General features: G+C 37.7%; 22 protein-coding genes. 2 read left to right on the top strand and 20 right to left on the bottom strand.

Going from position 1 to position 25,336, the window contains the following annotated elements; translation table 11 throughout:
* Positions 1-194: 194 nt before the first annotated feature.
* Both MHB44_RS16300 and MHB44_RS16305 read right to left on the bottom strand, forming a co-directional pair.
* Positions 195-1,805, bottom strand: coding sequence for an ABC transporter permease (locus tag MHB44_RS16300; protein WP_341300034.1), 1,611 nt, complete (start codon positions 1,803-1,805; stop codon positions 195-197).
* Entirely contained in the window at positions 1,805-2,719 is a 915-nt protein-coding gene (locus MHB44_RS16305; protein WP_341300035.1) for an ABC transporter ATP-binding protein, read from the bottom strand. The genes MHB44_RS16300 and MHB44_RS16305 overlap by 1 nt, the downstream gene beginning before the upstream one ends.
* A gap of 143 nt (positions 2,720-2,862) precedes the next feature.
* On the opposite strand from MHB44_RS16305, the gene MHB44_RS16310 reads away from it, so the two are divergent.
* Positions 2,863-3,444: a TetR/AcrR family transcriptional regulator gene (locus tag MHB44_RS16310; protein ID WP_341300036.1), complete on the top strand. Its 582-nt coding sequence runs from the start codon at positions 2,863-2,865 to the stop codon at positions 3,442-3,444.
* 134 nt (positions 3,445-3,578) lie between these two features.
* Here MHB44_RS16310 and coaE read toward each other — a convergent pair whose 3' ends face one another.
* The 15 genes from coaE to citZ all read right to left on the bottom strand — a co-directional run bounded on the left by coaE (position 3,579) and on the right by citZ (position 20,786).
* A complete protein-coding gene (gene coaE / locus MHB44_RS16315; RefSeq protein ID WP_341300037.1) occupies positions 3,579-4,172 on the bottom strand; it encodes a dephospho-CoA kinase in 594 nt (197 codons plus the stop codon).
* A 13-nt stretch (positions 4,173-4,185) separates the two neighbouring features.
* A complete protein-coding gene (gene mutM / locus MHB44_RS16320) occupies positions 4,186-5,058 on the bottom strand; it encodes a bifunctional DNA-formamidopyrimidine glycosylase/DNA-(apurinic or apyrimidinic site) lyase (protein WP_341300038.1) in 873 nt (290 codons plus the stop codon).
* Positions 5,059-5,070: 12 nt separating this feature from the next.
* Positions 5,071-7,698 (bottom strand): DNA polymerase I, encoded by a 2,628-nt coding sequence (polA, locus tag MHB44_RS16325; RefSeq protein ID WP_341300039.1) that lies wholly within the window; start codon positions 7,696-7,698, stop codon positions 5,071-5,073.
* A 203-nt stretch (positions 7,699-7,901) separates the two neighbouring features.
* On the bottom strand, positions 7,902-10,592 hold the full coding sequence (locus MHB44_RS16330; protein WP_341300040.1) for an S-layer homology domain-containing protein: 2,691 nt from the start codon (positions 10,590-10,592) through the stop codon (positions 7,902-7,904).
* Positions 10,593-10,628: 36 nt separating this feature from the next.
* Positions 10,629-11,102, bottom strand: a complete 474-nt coding sequence (locus MHB44_RS16335) for a hypothetical protein (protein ID WP_341300041.1) — start codon at positions 11,100-11,102, stop codon at positions 10,629-10,631.
* 290 nt (positions 11,103-11,392) lie between these two features.
* Entirely contained in the window at positions 11,393-11,809 is a 417-nt protein-coding gene (locus tag MHB44_RS16340) for a DNA polymerase I (protein ID WP_341300042.1), read from the bottom strand.
* Between the two features lie 149 nt (positions 11,810-11,958).
* Positions 11,959-12,969, bottom strand: a complete 1,011-nt coding sequence (locus tag MHB44_RS16345; protein ID WP_341300043.1) for a protease modulator HflC — start codon at positions 12,967-12,969, stop codon at positions 11,959-11,961.
* On the bottom strand, positions 12,966-13,931 hold the full coding sequence (gene hflK / locus MHB44_RS16350; RefSeq protein ID WP_341300044.1) for an FtsH protease activity modulator HflK: 966 nt from the start codon (positions 13,929-13,931) through the stop codon (positions 12,966-12,968). Before hflK ends, MHB44_RS16345 begins: the two co-directional genes overlap by 4 nt.
* Positions 13,932-14,183: 252 nt before the next feature.
* The gene (locus tag MHB44_RS16355; protein ID WP_341300045.1) at positions 14,184-15,743 is read right to left on the bottom strand and encodes an ATP-binding protein; all 1,560 of its coding nucleotides are present in this window, start codon (positions 15,741-15,743) and stop codon (positions 14,184-14,186) included.
* Complete coding sequence (locus MHB44_RS16360; protein ID WP_341300046.1) at positions 15,740-16,456, bottom strand: response regulator transcription factor; 717 nt, start codon at positions 16,454-16,456, stop codon at positions 15,740-15,742. Before MHB44_RS16360 ends, MHB44_RS16355 begins: the two co-directional genes overlap by 4 nt.
* Before the next feature lie 55 nt (positions 16,457-16,511).
* Positions 16,512-16,952: a MaoC/PaaZ C-terminal domain-containing protein gene (locus MHB44_RS16365; RefSeq protein ID WP_341300047.1), complete on the bottom strand. Its 441-nt coding sequence runs from the start codon at positions 16,950-16,952 to the stop codon at positions 16,512-16,514.
* A 47-nt stretch (positions 16,953-16,999) separates the two neighbouring features.
* A complete protein-coding gene (locus MHB44_RS16370) occupies positions 17,000-17,128 on the bottom strand; it encodes a hypothetical protein (protein WP_341300048.1) in 129 nt (42 codons plus the stop codon).
* Positions 17,129-17,196: 68 nt separating this feature from the next.
* On the bottom strand, positions 17,197-18,135 hold the full coding sequence (mdh, locus tag MHB44_RS16375) for a malate dehydrogenase (protein WP_341300049.1): 939 nt from the start codon (positions 18,133-18,135) through the stop codon (positions 17,197-17,199).
* Between the two features lie 193 nt (positions 18,136-18,328).
* Positions 18,329-19,591: an NADP-dependent isocitrate dehydrogenase gene (gene icd / locus MHB44_RS16380; protein WP_341300050.1), complete on the bottom strand. Its 1,263-nt coding sequence runs from the start codon at positions 19,589-19,591 to the stop codon at positions 18,329-18,331.
* Between the two features lie 79 nt (positions 19,592-19,670).
* Positions 19,671-20,786 (bottom strand): citrate synthase, encoded by a 1,116-nt coding sequence (citZ, locus tag MHB44_RS16385; protein WP_053996451.1) that lies wholly within the window; start codon positions 20,784-20,786, stop codon positions 19,671-19,673.
* Positions 20,787-21,036: 250 nt separating this feature from the next.
* On the opposite strand from citZ, the gene MHB44_RS16390 reads away from it, so the two are divergent.
* Entirely contained in the window at positions 21,037-22,002 is a 966-nt protein-coding gene (locus tag MHB44_RS16390; RefSeq protein WP_341300051.1) for an AI-2E family transporter, read from the top strand.
* Here the strand turns inward: MHB44_RS16390 and MHB44_RS16395 are convergent.
* The 3 genes from MHB44_RS16395 to pfkA all read right to left on the bottom strand — a co-directional run bounded on the left by MHB44_RS16395 (position 21,986) and on the right by pfkA (position 25,257).
* Positions 21,986-22,375, bottom strand: a complete 390-nt coding sequence (locus MHB44_RS16395) for an FxsA family protein (protein ID WP_341300052.1) — start codon at positions 22,373-22,375, stop codon at positions 21,986-21,988. The genes MHB44_RS16390 and MHB44_RS16395 overlap by 17 nt on opposite strands.
* Positions 22,376-22,510: 135 nt before the next feature.
* Entirely contained in the window at positions 22,511-24,271 is a 1,761-nt protein-coding gene (gene pyk / locus MHB44_RS16400) for a pyruvate kinase (RefSeq protein WP_341300053.1), read from the bottom strand.
* Between the two features lie 26 nt (positions 24,272-24,297).
* Positions 24,298-25,257 carry a 6-phosphofructokinase gene (gene pfkA, locus MHB44_RS16405; protein WP_341302990.1) on the bottom strand — a complete coding sequence of 320 codons (960 nt, stop codon included), beginning with the start codon at positions 25,255-25,257 and terminating at the stop codon, positions 24,298-24,300.
* Positions 25,258-25,336 lie beyond the last annotated feature (79 nt).

Genomic DNA, 25,336 nt, shown 5'->3' on the forward strand with positions numbered 1-25,336 from the left:
TCGCATTAAAAATAAAAAACTAAGAATCCATTTTGAAAAAAGATAGAGCAAAACGGATTCTTAGCTAACAGATTTTGGTATTCATTTTAAAGGAAAATTTGATCTTTTTGCTGTTTTACTTCTGACGAGCTACTTAGTGTATTCATCCCTTTACCAATAATTAGCTTTTACTAGGCTATCAAAAATAATCTAAATCACCCCATAATATCCCGCCTATTATAACCAATAAAGCCAATTACAGATAAGGCAACAGTAATCAGTGTTAAAATCATCAGCACCATAAAATTCATGGTATCTACTGGGATATGCGGGATATAGTCAAAAACAGATAAGCTATTCATCCATGTGGGGAAGCCAAGTAAATCGCCAAGATAGACAACAAGAAAACAATAGACCACATACAGCCAAATAGCCCCTGTATATTTTGGCACGATTCCTATCAAACCTATAACAAGACCAATTACTGCCCATATCGCTGGTAAATAAACATAAGCCGAAGCAAAAGTTGTACCAAATGATAGTGTCTCCTCCATCACTGCTTCACCTACCGACCATAACCCTAAAGCAACAAGTGATTGCATAATAAAGCTGACAACAACTGCTAGGAGAAAATGACTGCCTAGTACACAAGTTCGTGATCGCGCACGACTATAATAGTTTTCTGTGAGATTTTTCGTTTCTTCACCTTTTACGGTTAATACCACCATCACTGCTGGAACTACGCTCATTAATGACATAATTGCCATTAGCAATGTCATAAATTGCTCCGTCATCGTATAATCTGATTCTACGTCTATAAATGCTTGCATAAGCTCCATATCCGCAAAGTATAACTCTAAATCTCCTAAAATCGCTCCAAAAGAGCTACTTAAAATAAACAGCCCAATCATCCATGCAATTAGATTCGTACGCTGTAACCTTAGAGCAAAGCCCAATGGTGTTTGCAAAAATGGAGAAGCGTATGATTTACCTTTTCTTGCCGCTATAAATCCAGAGCCTAAATCTCGAATAGCATGTAAATAAAAAGCCATGGCTCCAAACACAATAGCAGCTCCGAATGTGATAACAACTGGCCACCAAATATTAGCTGCGAAAACGCCAGACCTAACGAGCCAGCCAAGGGGCGATACCCATGATAGTACCTCACTACTTACATCACCAATTGCTCGAATCAAATAGGCTATAATCAAAACCATAAAAGAAAACATAGTCGTTCCTCTTAAGGTTTCTGTCAGTTGAGCAAAAATGGCTGTGATGGCAGCAAAGAGAAGTCCTATTGCACCTAAAATGGAGCCATATAATAAAGAGCCTGCTACATCCACACCATCTATTTGAAGAGAGGCTAGGCCAAGCCCTATTAAAATAGCTAGTACTATATTTACTAGAACACTAACAATCATTACTGCACTCACATAGGACAAACGGCCAACAGAAAGGGCACGAATCATTTCAATACGGCCATCTTCTTCATCCCCACGTGTAGCCCGCCCTACAAGTAAAATATTCATGATTGCTACTGCTATTGCTGTAAAGAGCAACATTTCGTTAGCAAATATGGCACCGCTAGAATGTAAATAATCCTCCATTTTATAACCTGACCCAAGCATCGCCACCATAGCTGGATTTTCCATTGTGAGTGCAGCGGCTTGCCTCGACTGTTCATCTTTATAAATATTTGCGTAAGCAGTTGCAACAGACAGGGTGATACCGATTAAACTAATTAGCCAAACTAGCACCTTAAATCGTTGTTGTCTCCCAATGAACACTATTAATTTATTCGTCCCTTTAAAATACCTTACCGCCATTATAACGACCCCTCTGCCTTAGAGTGAGAGTGCTCTTCTTCTCTATAGTGACGCATGAATAGATCTTCTAATGTGGGTGGGGCACTTTCTAATTTCAAAATACCAAACTCAGCTATATACCGAATAACTGTATCCATCTCTTCTGTATCTACTTGAAATGTAAGCTCCGAACCTTTTGCCTTCAAATTATGAATCCCTTTTAGTTTGTTTAAAGAAATAAAAGGTTCTTTCGTTTTAATGGTTAAATGAGTACGGGTTAAGTGACGTAATTCATCCAATGTACCAGTTTCAATTATCTCACCTTGTCGAATAATTCCCACTCGGTCACATAATTTTTCTACTTCTGATAAAATATGGCTGGACAGTAGAACACTTTTACCCGCTTTTTTTGCATCCAGTACACATTCCTGAAAGATATTCTCCATCAAAGGGTCTAATCCTGATGTCGGTTCATCTAAAATATAAAGATCTGCATCTGATGCAAATGCAGCTATTAATGCAACCTTTTGTCTATTTCCTTTTGAATACGTCCTACTCTTTTTCGTTGGATCAAAATTGAATTTCTTTATTAGCTCCTCTCTTTTAGCTTGATTTGCACTGCCATTCATGTTCATAAAAAGATCTATCACTTCCCCACCTGTTAAATTTGGCCACAGATTAACATCACCAGGCACATAGGCAATACGTTTATGAATGTCCACTGCATCCGTCCAAACATTTTTATTAAAGATCGTAGCCTCTCCTTGAGTGGCTTTTAACATCCCAAGTAATATGCGAATGGTTGTGGATTTCCCCGCACCATTTGGACCAATAAAACCATAAACCTCCCCTTCATTCACTGCTAAATTCACACCCTCTAATGCCGTATACTTACCAAATCTTTTCGTTAAATTGACTGTTTCTATAATAGGCATATTTCACTCTCCCCTATAATTATGAAATATTTTAATCTTTATAGTTCATAATATATAAAAAACATTTTCTTCGCAACAGTTTATGAACTATTTCCGTTGTTTTATTACATAACTTTCATTAAACTAATAATGAGGTGAATAAAATGGATGGTTTTGAAAAACGCAGAGATCAAAAGAAAAAAGATATATTAAAGGCAGCTTTAACCTTATTCATGGAATATGGAATACAAAAGGTTGCCATCACAGAGATAGCTAAAAAGGCAAGTGTCTCTCAAGTCACCATCTACAATTACTTTGACAGTAAAGAGAATCTAGTGCGTTCCGTTTTTAAATTCTATGTTGATCAAGTATGGGAGGAGCAAAAAGAGCTCCTTAAAAGAAATCTTCCATTTAATGAGAAAATCACAAAGATTATATTTGAAAAAGGAACAGCCGCTAGTCAAATAAGTGAGACGTTTTTTCAAGATTTTATGAAGGATTATGCTATGGGTCAAAGTTATGCTGAAGAAATTTATGAAAAGGAAGCACTTCCACTTTTGATTAAACTTTTTAATGAAGGGAGAGAACAAGGATATATTGATGATGCGGTATCAGATGAAGCTATTTTATTTTATTTAAAGATGTTTCAAGAATACTTGCAGCGTGAGGATAGTGCAAAAATGGCACTTCCAGTAGCAGAGGAGCTTACCAAGTTATTCTTTTATGGTATAGCTGGGAAAAGGTAAGATAAAGGGGCAAGTGAGTTACTAAAAGCAAAAAGCCTGCTTGGAATTGACTTCCAAACAGGCTCAACCACAATAATATTAAGGAGTTAACTGTGGGATGTGATGTACGCCGTGAAGATCTGCTTTTTTTACTCCTAAATAACTTCCCAATAACTAAGGATTTTTTTTAGTTGTTCCTCGGTATGCTCAATACTATCATTATTATAAATAACGGCATGTGCGCCTTTTTCTTTCACAGACATCGGTAGCTGAGCATGCATACGTGCCAGCGCATCCTCATATGATAATTGATTGCGTTCCATTAAGCGGTGAAGCTGAATCTCCTCACTTACTGAAACAACGATAATACGATCTACAAAATGTTGGAGCTGGCTTTCAAATAGTAATGGAATATCCATCACTACATGCTTAGAGCCTGTCTCTAAATAAGCATCACGCTGACGTAGCATTTCCTTTCTGATCGCTGGATGCATAATATCATTTAAAACTTTACGCTGGGCAGGCTCATGAAAAATAATATCGCCCAGCTTTGTTCGATTTAAACTACCATCCTCTTGTAAAATGGCCTGTCCAAAGCTTTCAGTAATCAATGCTAATGTTGCTGTTCCTGGCTCTACTACATCGCGTGCTACCTTGTCTGCATCAACAATTGGTAAACCTAGTGCTGTCATCATTTTGGCTACTGTACTTTTTCCGCTCGCAATACTTCCTGTTAGTCCGATAATCATTGCTAAATCCCCTTTAATGTTGACAATTTGGGCAAAAGACAGATGTACGTCCACCAATTGTCATTTGACTTGTTGCCGTTTCACATGCTGGGCATATCTTTTTCCCATACATTTTTAATCGATTTTGCATGCTCCCAGCTTCCCCATTAATGTTCCGATAATCAGAAATCGTTGAGCCTCCCGCTTCAATACTTTGACGCAGGACAGCCACAATCTCCTCAAATAATGCTCGCTTTCGCTTTTCACTCATACGGTTCATTTTGCGTGCAGGGTGAATTTTTTGCGCAAATAATGCCTCTGTTGCATAAATATTGCCACAGCCCGAAATAACTTGCCCATCCATAATCACTTCTTTTACTGCCTTATTTTCATACTTTGGCAATGTAGATTTTGCTATAAAATAATCACATGCTTGATCCTCAAATGGCTCGGGTGCCATTTTTGTCAACGGTATATGATCTTCAATTTTTGACAGAAAACGAAGTTCACCAAAGCGGCGAATATCTGAATAAATCAAGTATCCTCCATCTGCCATTTTAAATGTTGCATGTATATGCTTTTGGAATTTTGCCTCATTAATTTCTTCCGGTGAATTCACAACAAACCATGCACCCGTCATCCCTAAATGGCTAACAAGGACGTAGGGAACATCATCCTTTAGCAAATGAAAGAAAATATATTTTGCTCGTCGTTCAATTTTAGTAATGGTCATCTGGGACATCGTCAGTTCAAATATATCAGGCTCTGCTTGTTTTACAATACATTGCTTGCCCTCACTAAACGAGAAATGTACTCTGTCGGATAGCTGAACCTGTTGAATGATGCGTCCTTCAATCTTTGGCTTCAATGCCTGGACGACACCTTCTACCTCTGGTAATTCAGGCATATGAATCCCTCCTTATTTTGCTTCATACCACGTTGAACCAGAATTGAAATCCACTTTAAGCGGTACAGCAAGCTCAATGGCATTTTCCATCACCTCTGGTACAATTTTTTCTAGTAATGCAATCTCTTCCTTAGGTGCTTCAAAGATCAATTCATCATGCACTTGAAGTAGCAGCTTTGCCTGCATCTGTTCTTTTTTCAAGCGGGCATCCATATCAATCATTGCCTTTTTAATAATATCAGCAGCACTTCCTTGAATTGGTGTATTCATGGCTGTACGCTCTGCAAAGCTTCTTAAATTGAAGTTAGAGCTTGTAATGTCTGGTAAATAGCGGCGTCTATTTAAAATCGTTGTGACATAGCCATTCAATTTCGCATCTTGCACAATATCATCCATATACTGCTTCACGCCTGGGAAACTTGCGAAATACTTTTCAATAAATGTGGCTGCTTCCTTACGTGTGATATCTAAGTTCTGTGATAGACCATAATCACTAATACCGTAAACAATTCCAAAGTTAACGGCCTTCGCTGCCCGACGCATATTACTATCTACCTCGTCCTCAGATACATGGAAAACATCCATCGCTGTACGTGTATGAATATCCATGCCTTCACGGAAAGCCTCCACTAGAGTTTGATCCTCTGACATATGGGCAAGTACACGTAGCTCAATTTGTGAATAATCCGCCGCAAATAATAGCCAACCTTCCTTCGATGGCACAAAGGCTTGACGAATTTTACGCCCCTCCTCTAAACGAATCGGGATATTTTGCAAATTCGGATCTGTTGAGCTTAAACGTCCTGTCGCTGTTAATGCTTGCTGGAAGCGTGTATGCACCTTGCTATCCTCTGGATGAATTTCTTTTAATAAGCCTTCAATATAGGTGGATTGCAATTTACCAAGCTGACGATATAACAAGATATGCTCAATAATTGTATGTGATGGCTTTAATTTTTCCAGGACATCCGCAGCTGTAGAATAGCCTGTTTTGGTCTTTTTAATCACAGGTAATCCTAGTTTATCAAATAAAATAACCCCTAATTGCTTTGGTGAATTAATATTAAAGGTTTCTCCTGCCTCTGCATAAATATCCTGCTCAATCACTGACAGCTTATCGCTTAACTCCTGTCCCATTCTTTCTAATGTTGCACGGTTTACCGTAATGCCTTCGCTCTCCATCTCACCTAGAATAGCAGCAAGCGGCAATTCTAAATTTTTATAAAGCTCAAACTGTTCTTTTTCCTGAAGTAACTGTTCTAGCTTCGGCTGCAATGACCATACAGCAAATGCCTTACGACTCGCGTGCTGTGCTAATGTATCCTCATTAGGAATAGCACGCTTTGCACCTTTGCCATAAACAGCCTCATTTGTTTGCACATCGCGATAACCAAGCTCTTTCGCCAATGTCGCTACATCATCTCCACTTAACGCAGGATTATTAATGTAAGAAGCAAGCACTAAATCAAACGCAACACCTGCTAAACGAATTCCTGCTCGCTGTAATGCAGCTTGGGCAGCCTTTGAATCCGATAGATACTTTGTTTTGGTCGTATCCTCTAACCAAAGGCGTAATGTATCTGATTTGGCAGCATCTTCGAAAGCTATATAGTATGTCTGTGTACCATCTGATAAAGCAATTCCTAGCTGCTGACAAGTATGATAATGTTCATTTTCAAGCTCCAAATGTATAGCCATCACATCCTGCAAATGCTCTGGTTGCACCTCTTTAATAATGTGATAATCAAATGGCACTTGTTCTTCCTCTTGCATCGTAAAATCACTTTTTTCTAATAAGGATTTAAAGCCAAGCTCCTGCCATACACCGATTAATTCCTCTTCCTTAGGCCCATCATACGCAAGGTCAGCAAGGGAAATCTCAATTGGCGCATCCGTATAAATCGTTGCAAGCTTCTTACTCATCAATGCCTGTTCCTCATTTGCCACAAGCTTCTCCTTCATTTTAGAAGCCTTTAATGTGTCCATTGCCGCATAAAGTGCCTCAACCGAACCATGCTCCTTCAGCAATTTCACAGCCGTTTTCTCACCAACGCCTGGCACACCTGGGATATTATCTGAGGAATCACCCATTAAGCCCTTCATATCAATAATTTGCAAGGGTGTTAAGCCATACTTTTCCTCGATAAAGGCTGGCGTATTTTTTTCAATTTCTGTAATACCTTTTTTTGTAATATAAACTGTCACCTGTTCCGTTGCAAGCTGTGTTAAATCACGGTCACCTGAAACAATGATAACATCCATATCCTGTGATGCAGCCTCTTGTGCAAGCGTTCCAATGATATCGTCAGCTTCATATAATTCCTGTTCATACTGTCTAATACCATAAGCATCAATTAACTTGCGTAAATAGGGGAATTGCTCTGATAGTTCAGGGGGTGTCTTTTGTCGCCCACCTTTATATTCTGTAAAGGTTTCATGACGAAATGTTGTTTTACCAGCATCAAAAGCAACCAATATTTTTGTTGGCTGTTCTTCCTCTAATATTTTTTGTAGCATCGTTGTAAAGCCATATACAGCATTCGTATGAATACCACTATCGTTTGTTAATAATGGCAACGCAAAAAACGCGCGATACGCTAAACTATTACCGTCCAATAATAGCAATTTTTCCTTGGTCATCCTTTTATCCTCCTGCGTTGTCTTCTACTCCATTCTACTTTATCGAGAAAACTGCTATTTTGCCAACAATAACAATGTATTTATCCAAAAAAACTAATAACAGCAGTTGATCGATCCACCCGTTGAAAAGATCTATCCACCACTTCAGCATTCCTTTCTCGTTCAAAAAGCCAACCGCTTCTATAGCAATTGGCTTTTTTATATTATACGTTTGTGTTCACCATTGTGAGTGGTTCCTGTAAAAGGTTATAACCAGAATTACTTTCACATTCAATGTGGATAAAGGTTGCAGGTGATGTGACACTACCATCAATTTGGATATCTACACTATTTGTTGTACTATTACTTACCGTTCCGTAAATTGGATCTGAGGAATCTTCCATTATTAGTATAAATTCCTCCCCATTCGAAACTTCTATATTTGAAGTGAAGGTTAGCCTTATATTTTCAGCATCAATAAAAGTGACCTCATTAATCATAGCAGGCTGCACAATCGCCAACTGTGCTGTTATAGCTGGTACAAGCTCTGATGCTTGGTTCGTCACAGGGTCTGTGTATAAAATAGCCTCATTTAATGGAAATATTACCTGATTGCCTTCAATTTGAATAGTATGTCTTATTTCCTGTACTAGCTCCAGAAAGAATTGCTGTTCATCTGTCAGTTCTTCCTGAAGCATTGACCAAATCGCCTCATACACTCTACCAGCATTTAGGTTTTCACCCTCTGGAATACTAGTGATATTTTTGCCATCTAATAGGCTATGAATGATTGCCTTCTCCTGTAAACCATAGGCAATCGGCTGGATATTCATCAGTTTTTCCAATTTTTCTACCATACGCTTAATATCCGTTTGCGTCGTAGTTGCTAGTAAATGGTTTGTTGTTAAGGAGGCTATCCGCTGATAGGCTATTGATGGATTTTGAGCATGAGCTACCAGCGCCTGTGCCTCCGTAATAGCGGCTTCTAATGTATCAACTGCTAGTTGAGGTATCCATTGTTGCATATAAGAAATATTATAGCCATTTTCAGATAGAGGTATTGCACCTTCTTGTACTTCATTTAGCTTCTCCTGTGCATGAGTAATCATTGTTTCGAGATTTGTGGTGACCAGCGGTATTTCGGTATTTCCTCCACCTGAGCTGCCTCCGCCAGTGTTACTACCGCTACTACTATTTGAATTATCGTTAGGAGATGCTGGCGTTGGATGATAAGGTGCTTGTTGACCATTTGCTGATGTAATTGTATTAATTTGATTTTGACGCAGGTTTTTAAACATTTCGCCGACTCTTTCTGCAGGCGTTTGTGTCAGTACATTATTTATATGCACACCTTCTCCAAGAGCTATTTCAATAGCAGCAGATGGAGGTATAACCATATTATCAAATTTTAAATTACCCCCAATATTTACAGGTAAAGCTGGAAGCTGTTGTTGCTTTCTTAACTCATCTAATTCTTTTAAAAAGTTCTCTTGCGCTTTCTGACGCTGTTTTTCTGCCGCCTCTTCCCGCTGTTGTCGCTGCTTTTCTATTTCTTGTTGTATTTGTTGAAGAAGATTTTGTTGCTGTTGTTTTCTCAGCTCCTCTAGTGTCTCCTGATGTGCAGCTCGCTGTTGCTGTTGAATCCCAAACCTCTTCATCATTTCTTGTGAAGTAGCCGTATAATCAGGGTCAATAACCGTTGTTCCAATAGTTGTTGTTCCACTAATTGTTGCTCCCCTTGGCTGTGGCTGCCAAAAGAATGTACCTACACTAGGTGCGTTAATTTCTAAATCAGCACTAAAATTAGAGAGGTTAGGTATGTGTGTGTCTGAGTTAATAACCCCACTTCTGAGAAGCTGCATAGCAAATTCAGCTCCTGTAATATTTAAACCAATAGGTACTTGATCTGTAACGGCTATAGTTGTTAGAGATGCCGTTTTCGGTGCTTCGACTTCTTGTACTAGTAGCTCACCCTTTATCTCTAGCTGATCTAACATAATCTGGGTTGCGCGCCCTGTGACACGAATATCTGCTGTAACCACTAGATTTTTCAGCTCTACAAAATCAGCGTCCACTACAATATTTCCTATCGTTGTGTTATCACCATCTAGCACAACATTCGCATCTCGCTGTCCGGAAGCCTTTAGGTCTATTGCCATGACTTCTACAATTTCGCCATCCATCACGATAACATCCAGCAGCGCACCTGCTAACGCAGGGGCATTTCTGCCATTTAAAATAGTTTGAGCATTTGTCCCAATTGGCCATTCCTGCCCATTTGCGTTTAGCGTATTATTTTGAATACCCCCTACTGTAATGGTTGTCCCTGTAATTTCTGGACCTGTTGAGACTTGCTGCATAATTTGCTCAGCTCTCACAACAAATGTAGCAAGTTGTCCTCTTGTCACAACTTTGTCTCCACTAAATGTAGTGGCAGATGTTCCTGTTGTAATGCCATAGGTAAATAATGCGGTTACTGCTGGTTGATGCTCCATAGACACATCTGTAAATGGCATTGTCATAGCATCAAAAGTAGGGAGCTGCAATACATGTGTAATAATGGTGGCCATTTGGTAACGTGTCACAGGCTCATTACTGTGAGATGTATCTGCCAAAATCCCATTTTGCTTTAGAACAGCTAGTATCTCTTCATCACTACCATCTAAACCTATCACCCCTGCAATGATTTTAGCTGCTTGGCCGTGTGTCACTACCTCATTTGGCTTAAATGTTCCATCACCATAGCCCTGAATAATACCTCGTTGTGTCAAGTCCATAATGGCTGGATAATGACTGCTTTTTTCACTGACATCTGAAAATAAAGATGGTGCGGCTTGAGCTGTTATCCCTGCCCCAGCAACAATCGCACTTGTTGCTGTTACTGTCGCTGCGATAAATAATTTACTCTTCTTCATCGCTTTTCCTCCCACTAGTCTATTTTGCTTGCACCATTAACGCATATTATCAATAATTGAAGATCGACTCTCTTGCATTTTTTTAATAAAATTCGTCATAATATCAAAGGCTTCGTTGCGCTTATTACTCAAGCTTTGCAAGCGCAGCATTTCCATTTGCTGTGAATTATTTAAATGATCGATTTGATTTTTTAAATCTTGGATTTGTTGATCAAGTGTGGTTTGTTTATCTGTATCTTCGACAGGGGTAGCTACCTTTTCTTTATTTAGCTCTCCTAGCTGTCTATTTAATTCCATCAGTTGTTGATTTCTTTGTTGAACAGTTTCTAATTGATTATTTAATTGCTCCTCAAACAACTGTACTCGTTGTGCTTGTATGTCCTGTAAAGCCATTTCAAGATCCATCCCTTGCATATTACCTTCATCGCTTTCACTATTCGCAAAGGAATTCCCAGCATCACTCAACAATAAACCTACTGCTAATGCACTACCAATCATCATTTTCTTCATTTCTAGTTACCTCCTCCACTAATGCTAAAATCGTTTTCACATATACTATAGAATACCAAGGTTAAATTCAGGTTAAAAAGTAAAAAATTTTTAGAAGAGCCCCCTATATAGATGAGCCTTAGCACGGCATTACTCCTCTATTAAATCCTTACATACTATAACAGGCATGGATCTCGTCATTTCTTTATATTTGCTGCCGCTTTCGATACATGAAACATGTGCTGAATCAATAAAAAACTTTCATTCAGCAGGCAAAGCTCTGTGAATGAAAGTTGATTGATTCCTATTATTTATTTGATTGTTGTGCGATAAAAAATTTCTTCATATATAACCGTTAATATAAAGGAATTCATAAAAGCAAACACTAAAAATAAAGGCATTCCACCTAATTGCGGATGTGTTAGCTCTTGGCTAAATACCATCACTGTACTAATTTGAGCTAGAAAGAAAATAAAGCCAATGCCAACTTGCCAAATAGGACGCTTGATCTTACGTTTTTCATACCAAAATAATTTTTTAAAGATATTTCGTATATCATCTGCAATCATCATACTCATAAAAAAGATGATGATAAAAAACACAGGTATATAATAAACACTTTTGGTCACCCATGCAAAATCTGATAGGCGAAAGAAAAGTGTGAATAATGAAGCTATACTGCAAGCAATTCCTAAATTTTGAAACCATACGTGAATTTGCAATTTCACAGCTACTACCCCCAAATGTTTATATTAAACATTATCATTCTATCAAATTATCGTAATTTGGGGAATATAAAATTATAAATTTCTATTACTTCTAAAATATAACAAACAAAAATCGCCTCCTAAAGAAGAGAGGCGATTTGTATTTGCTGTTATTTAATATAGCCTGATAGTATATTTGCATAAGGCGAAGTAGCTGGCAAAATAATAACTGTGTCTTCTTCAACCGTTTTCTTATACGATTCTAATGTACGGTATAAAGAATAAAACTCAGGGTCTTGCGAGAACGATTGATTATAAATTTTTGCTGCCTCTGCTTCTCCCTCTGCTTGAATTAATGCTGCCTCTTTACTGGCTGTTGCTAACATTTCCTGCACCTGCTGATCCGTTTGAGCTTCAATACGGCGTTTCGCAGCATCCCCCTCAGACAGATACTTTTGTGCAATCGATTCACGATCTGAAATCATATTCATAAAGACAGACTGCTCATTTTCAGTTGGTAAATCAATACGTCGAATACGTACATCCACTACTTCAATCCCATAATGATCATTTGAAAGTAGTTCATTGACACGTTTTGTTACTTGATCGTTGATGCTCCCTCTCGACGAATCCTCATCATTAATAATCTCTGTATAGTTAATTCTTCCAAGCTCTGAGCGAATTACAGAATAAATAAATTCCTCCATACGTGATTCAACTTTTTCTATCGTGCCTGCATTGGAAATTAATAACTTAGGATCTGTAATGCGCCATACTGCATAATTATCTATAATGATGCGCTTCTTATCCTTCGTATTAATTTCTTCCTCTGAGATTTCATAGGTCATTTGGTTTTTTGGGAGCTTTGTGACACTTTGAATAAATGGTATTTTCATATTTAATCCTGGTTCACGTTCAAATTTAACAACTTCACCAAACTGCCTGACAACAGCATACTCTGACTCTTTCACAATATAAATATTTGACAATAGGATAATAGCAAGCGCAAACACGGCTGTTATTGTTATGGCTAAAGAAAAAAATTTTTTAAGATTTTTAGGTCCTTTTTTAGACATCTTTACTACATTATCTTCTGTACCATTAGTAGCTGGGGCAGTATGTTTCGTTTTACCTGATAAAAAACGAAGGAATTTCTCAAAATCATTATTTTTTTTACTCATTCCTTACCGCTCCCTTCTTTTTTCTCTGTTTGTACCTGCTGTGGCTGTAATGATTGTAGCGGCAAGTATTTCATCGTACTACCATCATCGTTCATAATATAAATTTGTGCCTTTGGTAAAACATTTTCAAGCGTCTCTAAAATTAAACGTTCACGAGTAATTTGCTGATTGCCTTTATATTGCTCATACATTTTATTAAAGACCGCTACATCACCTTGTGCTTGCTCGATACGGGCTGTTTTAGCACCCTTTGCTTTTGACATAATAGCATCTCGTTCACCTTCAGCTTCACTCATGCGCTGATTTTCATATTTTTCAGCTTCATTAATTTTCGTATTCTTCATTTCACGTGCATCTGTCACGGCTGTAAATGCTGCACGTACATCTTTATTTGGCAATTCTACATCCTGCAATTTTACAGCTAAAACGCTAATCCCAATATCATATTTTTCTATAAGGGAAATCAGTAGTTGACGTGTATTTGCTTCGATATCAGCTTTACCTTCTGTTAACGCTGCATCAATAGATGAGCTACCAATAATAGAGCGAATGGCACTTGATGTCGCACTATGTAATATTCTTTCGGGGTCTTGTGAATTGAATAAAAATTTATGAGGCTCAGTAATTTTCCATTGTACAACAAGATCTGTTAAAACAATATTTTCATCCCCTGTAATCATTTTCGTTTCAGCATCATAAGTTTCCAATTCGCCTGATTTATCCTGTTTGTAGCCAAATTGTAAACTAAATGTTTCCCTTGACAAAATTTCCACTGATTGCACTGGCCAAGGCAATTTAAAATGTAAACCGGGATTTGTTACAGTATCATCAGCACGTCCAAATGTAATCACAACTGCTTGCTCCGATTCATCCACAGTGTACCATGATGTAAATACAGTAATAAGTGCAATAATTCCAAAAACGCCAAGCCCAACGATCATCAGTGCCCTTTTCACACTCATAGTTGTTCCTCCCTTTTGCTTATTACTATTGTTTACGGAAAAGCTTTATAAAAGTTTCAAAATATTTTCATATAATTTATCTAGTATAAAAAAATCCTATTACCATTCATGGCAACAGGATTTTAACAACTAAATGTTCAATTACTGGGAATATAGTTGTGGGTAATACAGTACTGCTTAAAAGTCTTTATGGTAATTCATATAGGGGGTTTCTACTAACCAAGTATAATGCCCAAATATGAATTTAATATTTTAGGAATGTAAAGGATTTGTTAATTTTTTCGGAATCATCACAATCATTTTTGTGCCTACCCCTACTTCACTTTCCACCTGTATCCGACCATGGTGAGCCTCTATAAGGTGCTTGACAATCGCTAGCCCTAAGCCTGTGCCGCCAGAATTTCGACTCCGTGCTCGATCTACACGGTAAAATCGCTCAAATACCCGCGCAATTTCATGCTTTTCAATCCCAATCCCTTGATCCTCTATTTCAATAATGCCGTAGGTTTCATTTTCCTTTAAGCGAATCGATACCGTTGTATTTTCAAGAGAATAGGTAATTGCATTTGTAATTAAATTTGTAACAATTTGAATAATACGGTTGGCATCCCCCATTACCTGTACATCCCGCTCTATATCCACGTGAAAGCTCATGTTTTTCTCATCCAATCGTGGCGCTGTTAGCTCTGCACCACGAATCAATACATCCTGTAAGCCCATCGGCATAATATTAACCGTAAACCCATGTTGCTCAATTTTTGACAACTCTAACAAGTCTTGAATAAGCATTTGTAGGCGATTACTTTCTTTATAAATAATTTCTAGGAAGGAGATCAGCATTTTTTCATCTTTATAGGCTCCGTCCAGCAAAGTTTCCGAAAAGCCTTTAATCGAGGTAATTGGTGTGCGTAATTCATGGGAGACATTTGCTACAAAGTCTTTGCGAATTTGCTCTAAACGCACTAGCTCTGTAATATCATGCATAACAATCACAACGCCTAGCCATCGCCCATGGTCTCCGATAACGGGTGCCCCATATACCTCTTTATGATAGAGCTCCTGCTGCACTTCCATTTTTTTTATTTGTTGGCGATAAGGCATCTCTGTTAAAAATACATGATCAATAAATTGCTCAAGTGATTGCGGTAAGCCAATTGTGCGAAATACTTTGCCCTGCACATCATCAAGCTGCATCCCAAAACGCTCTAAAAAGACCCGGTTCACGATGGATATATTACCTTCACGACCAATCATCATTAGAGAGCTACCCATATTTTCAATTAATGTTTTAAGTCGTTCTTCTTCTACTTCTCGGATAGCTGTAATATCCTGTAAATTACGTGCTAAAATATTAATAGAATGGCTAAGAGGGCTCATACGTTCATGTTCATTTTCATGTGCACGTGCCCGATAATTACCCTTTGCCAGTTCAAGTGCCGTTTCAGTTGCATTATCAATAGGTGCTGTAAAATCACGAATCATATAGCGACTTATAATAGCAATCAGGGTAAGTGTTATCGCAAAAAGAAGAGCTAGTATCATATAGAGGCGTATACGTGTAGAGGTTAGCAAAGATTCCTTATGTTCCACATTCTGTGCCGCATACAATGCCTCTTGGTCTGCCTTGGATAACTCAATCTTATGTTCATCTATAACTTGTCGCATGGATGCTTCCCGTTGCAAGCTTTCCTGTTCATCATACTGCTTCATATAAATAGGAAAAAGCTGACCTATCACAATCATTAGGACAGCTAGTATTGTTCCAATTAAAAGCATGAATGTCAAAAATAAGCGGTTGCTCATTGATTTCATGTTGTTTTTGGCTCCTCAAATTTATAGCCAAGTCCCCTAATTGTTTTAATAAAAATAGGTTTACGGCTATTTTCTTCAATTTTATCGCGAAGGTGACTAATATGCACATCCACAATGCGAGTATCACCTGCAAAATCATATTTCCAGACAGCACTTAATAGCTGATCACGTGTTAATACACGATTTTTATTTTCAAGTAAGTAAATTAGCAGTTCAAATTCTTTTGGTGTAAATTCCAGTGCTTCATCTTGTAAAAAGACTTCAAAGCGTTCAGGAAACACGCGCAATTGCCCAAATTCATACATTTTCTCTTGTGACTCATCCTTGTCATCTGTCACAATATTTTGTGTGAAACGTCTTAAAACGGCTTTTACACGTGCTAATACTTCGCGTGGACTAAAAGGCTTTGTCATATAATCATCAGCCCCTAATTCCAGTCCTAATACCTTATCAAATTCATCATCCTTAGCTGTTAGCATAATAATTGGTGTATTCATACGCTGCTGACGAATTTGTTTACAAACCTCCATGCCATCCAGCTTGGGCAACATCAAGTCGAGGAGTATTAAATTGGGTTGTATAGTGATTGCTTTAGTTAGTCCTTCTTGACCATCAGCAGCCGTTTCCACTATATAACCTGCTTGCTCTAAATTATATTTCAATAATGTTGCAATGGAAAGTTCATCTTCTATCACTAAAATTGTTTTTGTCATAACGAATAATGCCTCCGTGAGTGATTTGAAACCCCCATTTCAAATCCCAAGACGTCTATAATGCAAGTGGTGGTGTCACTAATAACATCCCTTCAATCACAAGCTGTTTTTGCTCATTATAGGAGTGTACAGATACAGTAATGGTATTGTCTAATTTATGAACTGCTGTTACCTCTAAAAACGTATCAAACAATTCATAATGATAAAGAGGTTCTAAAAATTTTAAATGTTGCTCAATAATTCGTGCGCCTGGTCCAGGAATATACTTTGACACAGCTGATGTAATAATACCATTTAACATAATTGTTGGCACAATAGGCTTTTGAAAAGATGTCATAGCCGCATAATCATGTTGAATATATAGCGGGTTACTATCATTTGTAAGCCCTAAATACAACAATAAATCTCTATCCTCAATCTTTTCCGTGATATGAATTTTTTCGCCAACTGTAATTTCGTCAATAGTGAGACCAAGTTTACTGTTTTTTTGAAGCAAAGATATGCCAACCCCTTTTCCATCATACTACATCCATAGTATCAACTTTATGCTAAAAGTACAATAAAACATTCACAAGTAGCAAGCTCCTGCTTCGTTATGCTTGCGCTTTTGCCATCCATCAATTTTATGGTTCTATCCATCAGTCTTGCCACTCTATCCATTATTTTAAGCATGTTATCCACCCATTCATATATTCTTTCACTAAAAAAACGAGTAGGAATTACTCCCACCCGCCTTTTATTTACGCTAAAATTTTCATCACATCGCGTACTGCATCTGCTGATTTATCTAAAGCTGTCTTTTCTTTGTCTGTTAATTCCAGCTCAAAGATTTTTTCAATGCCATTTGCGCCAAGTAATGTTGGTACACCTAGGTATAAATCGTGATAGCCATATTCACCTTCTAAATAAGCGATAGAAGGAAGAATACGTTTCTGATCCTTTAAAATCGCCTCTGCCATTTCAATCAATGCTGCTGATGGCGCATAGTATGCTGAACCATTCCCAAGCAGATTGACGATTTCAGCACCGCCATTGCGTGTACGATCCACAATTTCTTCTAAACGATCCGTGGCAATTAATGTTTCTAACGGAATGCCGCCAGCAAATGAATAGCGTGTTAGCGGAACCATCGTATCACCATGACCCCCTAGCACAAAAGCAGAGATGTCTTTTACAGACACATTCAATTCCTCCGCAACAAATGCACAGAAACGAGCTGTGTCAAGAACACCTGATTGACCAATTACACGGTTTTTCGGGAAACCTGTTTCTTTGTATACTGTGTAAGTCATGGCGTCCACTGGATTTGTCAGCACAAGAATTGTAGCATTTGGTGAATATTCGGCAATCTCCTTTGAAACAGCTTTCATTACGCCTTGATTGATTTGAACAAGATCATCACGGCTCATTCCTGGTTTGCGAGCAACACCAGCAGTAATGATAACTACATCAGAATCAGCCGTATCTGCATAATTCGAAGTACCTTTCACGTAAGAATCATAGCCTTGTATAGGCGCTGCTTCCCACATATCCAACGCCTTTCCCTTTGTTGGATTTTCTCCTTGTGGCGTATCAACGAGCACGATGTCACCAAGTTCTTTTTGAGCCGCTAAAAATGCTGCTGTAGCACCTGTAAAGCCACTACCAATTACTGAGATTTTTTTTCGTTTCAGAGACATTTCAATACGCTCCTTTAAATTAGGTTATATATTTTAAAAGAGGGAGGAGAACTATATCTCACTCCCTCTATTAAACAAGTTTCTCGTAAATATTTTATTCAACGTAAGTTAATAGAAATTTACTTTTACCCTAATTATATCGGCATCATCAAGCATTTGCTTGTTGTGATGAACTCTATATTAACATAGAAAATTATAGGTTTTTGATTAACTCATTAGCGAATTCTGAACATTTCACTTCTGTAGCACCGTCCATTAAACGTGCGAAGTCATAAGTGACAACTTTAGAAGAAATTGTTTTCTCAACAGATTGAGTGATCATGTCAGCAGCTTCTTGCCAGCCTAAGTGCTCAAGCATTAATACACCAGAAAGTAATACAGAAGATGGGTTTACTTTATCTTGACCAGCATATTTTGGAGCTGTACCGTGAGTAGCTTCGAAGATTGCATGTCCAGTTACATAGTTAATGTTCGCACCTGGAGCAATACCGATACCACCAACTTGTGCAGCTAATGCATCAGAAATATAGTCACCATTTAAGTTCATTGTAGCTACTACATCAAACTCAGTTGGACGAGTTAAGATTTGTTGTAAGAAGATATCAGCGATAGAATCTTTAACTAAGATTTTACCAGCTGCAAGAGCGTCAGCTTGTGCTTTGTTTGCTGCTTCTTCGCCTTGCTCTTCTTTGATTGCATCATATTGGTTCCAAGTGAATGTTTGATCAGCAAATTCTTTTTCTGCTAATTCATAACCCCATTTTTTGAATCCACCTTCAGTGAATTTCATAATATTACCTTTATGAACTAAAGTAACAGATGGACGTTGGTGTTTAATTGCATATTCGATAGCTGAACGTACTAAACGCTCCGTACCTTCTTTAGATACAGGTTTTACACCGATACCAGATGTTTCTGGGAAGCGAATTTTGTTTACACCAAATTCAGTTTGTAGGAAGTTGATGATTTTTTGAGCTTGTTCAGAGCCAGATTCGAATTCAATACCAGCATAGATGTCTTCTGTATTTTCGCGGAAGATAACCATATCAACGTCTTCTGGGCGTTTAACTGGAGAAGGCACTCCATCAAAGTGACGTACTGGACGTAAGCATACATATAAGTCAAGTTCTTGACGTAACGCTACGTTTAGAGAGCGGATACCACCACCGATTGGAGTAGTAAGAGGACCTTTGATTGCAATTAGGTATTCGTTGATTTTATCTAAAGTTTCTTGTGGTAACCATTCATTTGTTTGGTTAAATGCTTTTTCACCCGCTAAAACTTCTAACCATTCAATTTTCTTTTCACCGTTATAAGCTTTTTCTACTGCTGCGTCAATTACACGTGAAGCTGCAGCCCAAATATCTGGTCCAATTCCATCACCTTCGATGAAAGGAATTACTGGATTGTTTGGTACATTAAGTACGCCATTTTCAACTACAATTTTGTTTGACATTCTGTTGCCTCCTAAATTCATAATCATAGGACTGTGTTAGTGATAACACAGTCCTAAACATTCTAGCATATTTTCCAAATTAGCGCTCGCTGATTGGAACATATTTTTGCATGCCTGGTCCAACATACTCAGCACGTGGACGGATTAGGCGGTTATTCGCATATTGCTCAAGAATATGTGCTACCCAACCTGAAGTACGTGATACTGCGAAAATTGGAGTAAATAGGTCATGATCAATACCTAAAGAATCATACACTGACGCAGAGAAGAAATCTACGTTTGCAGGTAATTTCTTTTGTTCTACAATCATGTCATGAATTTTAACTGACATTTCATAAAGCTCTGGTTTACCAGTTAGTTCAGTTAATTTTTTAGACATTACACGTAAATGTGGTGCACGTGGGTCGCCTTTACGATATACACGGTGACCGAAGCCCATGATTTTTTCTTTGTTATCTAATTTATTTTGAATATAAGATTCAACATTATCAAGTGAGCCAATTTCTGATAACATTTTCATTACTTGCTCATTTGCGCCACCATGAAGTGGTCCTTTTAGTGCACCGATTGCAGCAGTAACACCTGAATAAACATCTGATAATGTAGCTACACATACACGTGCTGTAAATGTAGATGCGTTTAATTCATGGTCAGCATGTAAAACTAGTGCTTTATCAAATGCTTCCACTTCAATAGCTGCTGGCTCTTCACCATTTAGCATGTATAAGAAGTTTGCCGCATATCCTAGTTCAGGTTTTGGTTCAACTGGCTCTAAACCTTTACGAACGCGTGCGAATGCAGTTACTACTGTAGCAATTTTCGCTTGTAGACGAATCGCTTTACGATAGTTTGCTTCTGGATCCATAACATCCGCTTCCTCATCGAATACACCAAGTAAAGATACTGCAGTACGTAACGCAGCCATTGGATGTACAGTTGACAGTGGGTATGTTTTGAATTGATCAATAATCGGTTGTGGAATAGACATATTGTCTGCTAATTGTTGTTTTAATTCAGCAAGCTCGTCCTCTTTTGGTAAACGAGTATGCCATAATAAATAAATTACCTCTTCAAATGACGCATTTTCTGCTAAATCATCAATGTTGTAACCAACATATGTAAGTGTATCATCGATAATTGAACTAATTTTAGATTCCGCTGCTACGATACCTTCTAAACCTTTAGTTGCTGACATAAAATTATCGCTCCCTCATTCTTAATTTTTGTTGTAAATGCATTTTTTATCTGACATTTACGATTTTTGCTCATATGAATCATTAAGTAAATCGCTTACATTGCTATTATAATCATTTTTGACAGCTTTGTGAATGGAAATTCAACAAATAAAGAAAAAGACGTACGAACGACCATATATCTACGTTAAAGAGTTTGTTTTGTATATTTTGACATTAATGTTTCGATAAACGTGGGGTGAAATTGTAAAAATGAGGAATTTAAAATATTTTTCATATGAAAGAACTACAAGTATGTTGCTGTTTATTTTTTATTTAATCATACTTTGGTTTGTATTGCCTGTCTCACTTGCTATTTTTTTATCATTTTCGACGTATCCTATTATAAATTTTTTACATAAATACTGTCGAATTGCTTATTGGATAGCAGCAATTATTGTTGAAATATTGATTTTAGGTTGTATTTTTCTACTTGTACTTATATCGATCAACAGTATTATTCTCATCTTTCCAGAAATCCGCGATACATTGCAAAATTTTCCACTTTTTAGTGAATATGAATCTATATTTATGCAAGTTTTAAAGGAAAAATCATTATCTATTTTTGATTCTATCCTTGTCTATACAGCCGATCTTTTTCAATTATTAATGAAACATGTAATTGAAGTATTTATCTTTTTAGTGGCCTATTATTTTGCTTTATTAGAAACACGTAAATCACGGTATTGGTTTTTTCAGTATGTGCCTAAAAAATTTCGACATGAATGGCAATCACATTTTGCAAAAATCATGCAGCTTTTTCATTACTTTCTGTTTGTAGAGTTTCAATTATTTACAATTACTCTACTTATTCTATGTGCAGGATTTATGATCCTTCAATTTGAACAAGCCATTATAAAAGCATTTATCGTAGCCTTCGCAGATGTGCTACCGTTTTTCGGTATTGGCGTGTTTCTTGTACCGATGAGCATTTATTTCTATTTCAATGGCAATACCTTTTTATGTATAGCGATGCTACTTCTCTATTTATTTGTCCAATTAACGAGGCAGCTTGCTGATTCCATGCTATGGTCAAATACACTTCAATTACGTACCTTCCATACATTTTTTATCAGTGCTGCCTCTATTTTATTATTTGGTTTTTATGGAATTTTACTAAGCCCCATCTTTTTATTTTTAGCGGTCAAGCTTAAGGAAAATGCTATCTTTGAACGATAATAAATTGACCTTTTTTCATTTGCTTACGCATCCAATAATAGACAAGCGGTTGAAACATTTTTCGTGAAAAGGGCATAAGTAGCAGTAAACCAATAAGATCTGTTAAAAATCCTGGTAAGGCTAAAAGTAATCCACCGCTAAATGTTAAAAGTGTGTTCACTAGAGCAGCTCCTGGAGCCTCTCCACGTGCCATTGTTTGTTTAACATTTTGAATAGAATTCATGCCTTTATTTTTCATCACATACATACCAATAATGCTGGTTGCAATGATAAGTAACAATGTACTGAAAACACCTATATTTTGTCCAATAACTATTAATAACGCCAATTCGGCTAATGCATAGACAACAAAGCCAAGAAAAATTTTACGCATATTTTTCTCCTCTCTACTTGAAAAGCTACACCTTATATACGTTATTATGGCCCATTTAGTTTCATTTAAAATAAAAATAGTGGTACAAAAGGAGCTGTCTCCACATAATTTTTCAGACAGCTCCTTCGCTATGCATTAAAGAACGCTAGCATGTCCTTTATAAATAACACCTGTCTCAGCATCCATTGTAATTTCTTGACCATGACGTATTAATGTAGTGGCTTCTTTAACACCAACAATTACTGGAATGCCAAGGCTTAAGCCCACAACGGCTGCATGGCTTGTTAGTCCACCTTCTTCTGTAATCAAACCAACACAATTTTCTAATGCTGGCATCATATCACGATCTGAGCCAACCGTGACAAGGATACAACCATCTGTATCATAAGCAAGTGCCTCGGCAGCATTTTTGGCAATCACTGTTGTACCAACGACTGATGCTTTACCAATCCCTTGACCACGCGCTAATAAATCACCAATAATGTGTACCTTCATTAAGTTTGTTGTGCCTGCTTCTCCTACTGGCACACCTGCTGTAATCACAACGGCATCTCCATGTGTCACATAGCCATATTTCAAGCTCTCATCTACAGCTAGCTCTAAAATTTCATCTGTTGTTGTTACACGTTGGCAAACAATTGGGTAGACACCCCATACTAATGTTAACGTATTCGCTGTATGAACAGATCCCGTAACGGCAATAACGGGTACACCTGGGCGATATTTAGCAATCATTCTTGCTGTATTGCCACTTTCTGTTGGTGCTAATACTGCTTTTACGCCTAAATTAATGGATGTGTACGCTACTGCTTGCGAAATCGCCTCCGTCATATTGGCTTCTTTTTCACGACTACGTGCAGAAACAATGGATTTATATTCTAATGAGTCTTCGGTGCGTTGTGCAATTTTATTCATTGTTTGGACAGATTCCACTGGATACAAACCTGCAGCTGTCTCTCCCGATAACATAATCGCATCTGTTCCATCAATAATAGCATTCGCTACATCACTTGCTTCTGCTCGTGTTGGACGTGGATTACGTTGCATAGAATCTAACATTTGTGTAGCGGTAATAACAGGCTTGCCGACTTGATTGCATTTTAAGATTAATTTCTTTTGTACAAGCGGTACTTCTTCTGCTGGAATTTCCACGCCAAGGTCTCCACGTGCAACCATTAAGCCATCAGATACAAGAATGATTTCATCGATATTATCGACGCCTTCTTGGTTCTCAATTTTTGGGATAATTTGAATATGACTACCACCATTTTGCTCAAGCAATTCACGAATTTCTAGCACATCTTTTGCTCGTCGAACAAAGGAAGCAGCGATAAAATCAATATCCTGTTCAATACCAAATAAAATATCTTGCGCATCTTTTTCTGTAATCCCTGGTAGTTGGACAGACACGCCTGGCACATTCACACCTTTTTTATTTTTTAAAACTCCAGCATTTTCAACAATTGTATGAATTAAGCCTTTTTCCATATCCGTTGCTAAAACACGTAATTCAATAAGACCATCATCCAATAAAATAATCGAATTTTGCTCAACATCTTCAATTAAACGATCATACGTAATAGAAAAGCATGTCTCTGTACCTTCTACTTCTGTCATTGAAATATCAATCACTTGTCCTGCTGTTAGGTGAAGCTCGCCATTTTTCATATTATGTGTACGAATTTCAGGACCTTTTGTATCGAGTAAAATTCCAACTGGTTTATTTAACTTTTGTGCGACTTCACGTATTAACTGAATACGTCCCGCATGTTCTTCATGAGAGCCGTGTGAAAAATTCAAACGGGCAACATTCATACCTGCTTCAATTAGTTGCTCTAATATTTCTGGAGATTCACTTGCAGGTCCAATTGTACATACGATTTTTGTTTTTCTCATTTTTGCCCACTCCGTTTTATAACAAATTATATTGATAGTTCCTTCATTAATGTATAAAGGCTAATATCTGCCTCATGATTTTTTTCAAAAGCTTCCGGCATATCATAATCAATAACTTGATGATTGCGAATGCCTACAGCTCTACCAGCTTTACCTTCCATTAACAACTCAACGGCATGTGCACCGAGTTGACTTGCCAGCACACGATCACGTGCTGTCGGTGAACCACCGCGTTGAATATGACCTAATACAGATACACGTGTTTCTTTTCCTGTTTTCTCTTTCAACAGTTTTGCCAGTTCATTTCCAGACATTACGCCTTCTGCCACAATAATAATGCTGTGCTTTTTACCTCGTGCTGCACCACGATCTAAGCGTGCCACAATATCATCTAAATTATAATCTTCTTCAGGAATAAGCACCGTTTCAGCACCAGCCGCAAGACCTGCCCATAAGGCAATATCTCCTGCATCACGTCCCATGACCTCAACGATAAAAGAATTTTCATGAGAGGTAGCTGTATCTCGGATTTTATCAATGGATTCTACAACTGTATTAAGTGCTGTATCAAAGCCTATTGTGTATTCAGTTCCTGGTACATCATTATCAATTGTTCCTGGTACACCTACAGCAGGAAATCCCTTTTTCACTAAATCCATTGCCCCTCGATATGAGCCATCACCACCAATAACAACAAGCCCTTCAATACCAGCTGCCCGCAAGTTTTCAATGGCTTTTTGCTGGACTGCTTCCTCTTTAAATTCAGGACATCTTGCGGAGTTTAAATAGGTGCCACCACGTTGAATAATGCCACCCACTGAACCTAAATTGAGTTCTTCCATAGAGCCTTTAACTAAGCCCTCATAGCCATGCTTAATACCAACAACACTTACTCCATGAAATGCCGCCTTACGAACAACCGCTCGAATAGCTGCGTTCATGCCTGGTGCATCTCCACCACTTGTTAATACAGCAATTTTTTTCATCATTGGACCTCCTGCAATTACTATTATTATTCACATTAACATGAAAAAACAAACTATGTAAGGGTTCTGAGGGCACAAA

The sequence above is a fragment of the Lysinibacillus sp. FSL H8-0500 genome, assembly GCF_038051955.1.
GTDB lineage: Bacteria > Bacillota > Bacilli > Bacillales_A > Planococcaceae > Lysinibacillus > Lysinibacillus macroides.

What these genes read in the sequence shown, in the direction of transcription:
- MHB44_RS16310 (WP_341300036.1), top strand. Translation starts at nt 2,863, where the DNA reads ATGGATGGTTTTGAAAAACGCAGAGATCAAAAGAAAAAAGATATATTA.
- MHB44_RS16360 (WP_341300046.1), bottom strand. Translation starts at nt 16,456, where the DNA reads ATGACAAAAACAATTTTAGTGATAGAAGATGAACTTTCCATTGCAACA.
- hflK (WP_341300044.1), bottom strand. Translation starts at nt 13,931, where the DNA reads ATGAGTGTGAAAAGGGCACTGATGATCGTTGGGCTTGGCGTTTTTGGA.
- coaE (WP_341300037.1), bottom strand. Translation starts at nt 4,172, where the DNA reads ATGATTATCGGACTAACAGGAAGTATTGCGAGCGGAAAAAGTACAGTA.
- MHB44_RS16300 (WP_341300034.1), bottom strand. Translation starts at nt 1,805, where the DNA reads ATGGCGGTAAGGTATTTTAAAGGGACGAATAAATTAATAGTGTTCATT.
- mutM (WP_341300038.1), bottom strand. Translation starts at nt 5,058, where the DNA reads ATGCCTGAATTACCAGAGGTAGAAGGTGTCGTCCAGGCATTGAAGCCA.
- polA (WP_341300039.1), bottom strand. Translation starts at nt 7,698, where the DNA reads ATGACCAAGGAAAAATTGCTATTATTGGACGGTAATAGTTTAGCGTAT.
- pfkA (WP_341302990.1), bottom strand. Translation starts at nt 25,257, where the DNA reads ATGAAAAAAATTGCTGTATTAACAAGTGGTGGAGATGCACCAGGCATG.
- MHB44_RS16305 (WP_341300035.1), bottom strand. Translation starts at nt 2,719, where the DNA reads ATGCCTATTATAGAAACAGTCAATTTAACGAAAAGATTTGGTAAGTAT.
- citZ (WP_053996451.1), bottom strand. Translation starts at nt 20,786, where the DNA reads ATGTCAGCAACTAAAGGTTTAGAAGGTATCGTAGCAGCGGAATCTAAA.
- MHB44_RS16345 (WP_341300043.1), bottom strand. Translation starts at nt 12,969, where the DNA reads ATGAGTAAAAAAAATAATGATTTTGAGAAATTCCTTCGTTTTTTATCA.
- MHB44_RS16395 (WP_341300052.1), bottom strand. Translation starts at nt 22,375, where the DNA reads ATGCGTAAAATTTTTCTTGGCTTTGTTGTCTATGCATTAGCCGAATTG.
- MHB44_RS16355 (WP_341300045.1), bottom strand. Translation starts at nt 15,743, where the DNA reads ATGAAATCAATGAGCAACCGCTTATTTTTGACATTCATGCTTTTAATT.
- MHB44_RS16390 (WP_341300051.1), top strand. Translation starts at nt 21,037, where the DNA reads ATGAGGAATTTAAAATATTTTTCATATGAAAGAACTACAAGTATGTTG.
- icd (WP_341300050.1), bottom strand. Translation starts at nt 19,591, where the DNA reads ATGTCAAACAAAATTGTAGTTGAAAATGGCGTACTTAATGTACCAAAC.
- MHB44_RS16370 (WP_341300048.1), bottom strand. Translation starts at nt 17,128, where the DNA reads ATGCTTAAAATAATGGATAGAGTGGCAAGACTGATGGATAGAACCATA.
- MHB44_RS16335 (WP_341300041.1), bottom strand. Translation starts at nt 11,102, where the DNA reads ATGAAGAAAATGATGATTGGTAGTGCATTAGCAGTAGGTTTATTGTTG.
- mdh (WP_341300049.1), bottom strand. Translation starts at nt 18,135, where the DNA reads ATGTCTCTGAAACGAAAAAAAATCTCAGTAATTGGTAGTGGCTTTACA.
- pyk (WP_341300053.1), bottom strand. Translation starts at nt 24,271, where the DNA reads ATGAGAAAAACAAAAATCGTATGTACAATTGGACCTGCAAGTGAATCT.
- MHB44_RS16330 (WP_341300040.1), bottom strand. Translation starts at nt 10,592, where the DNA reads ATGAAGAAGAGTAAATTATTTATCGCAGCGACAGTAACAGCAACAAGT.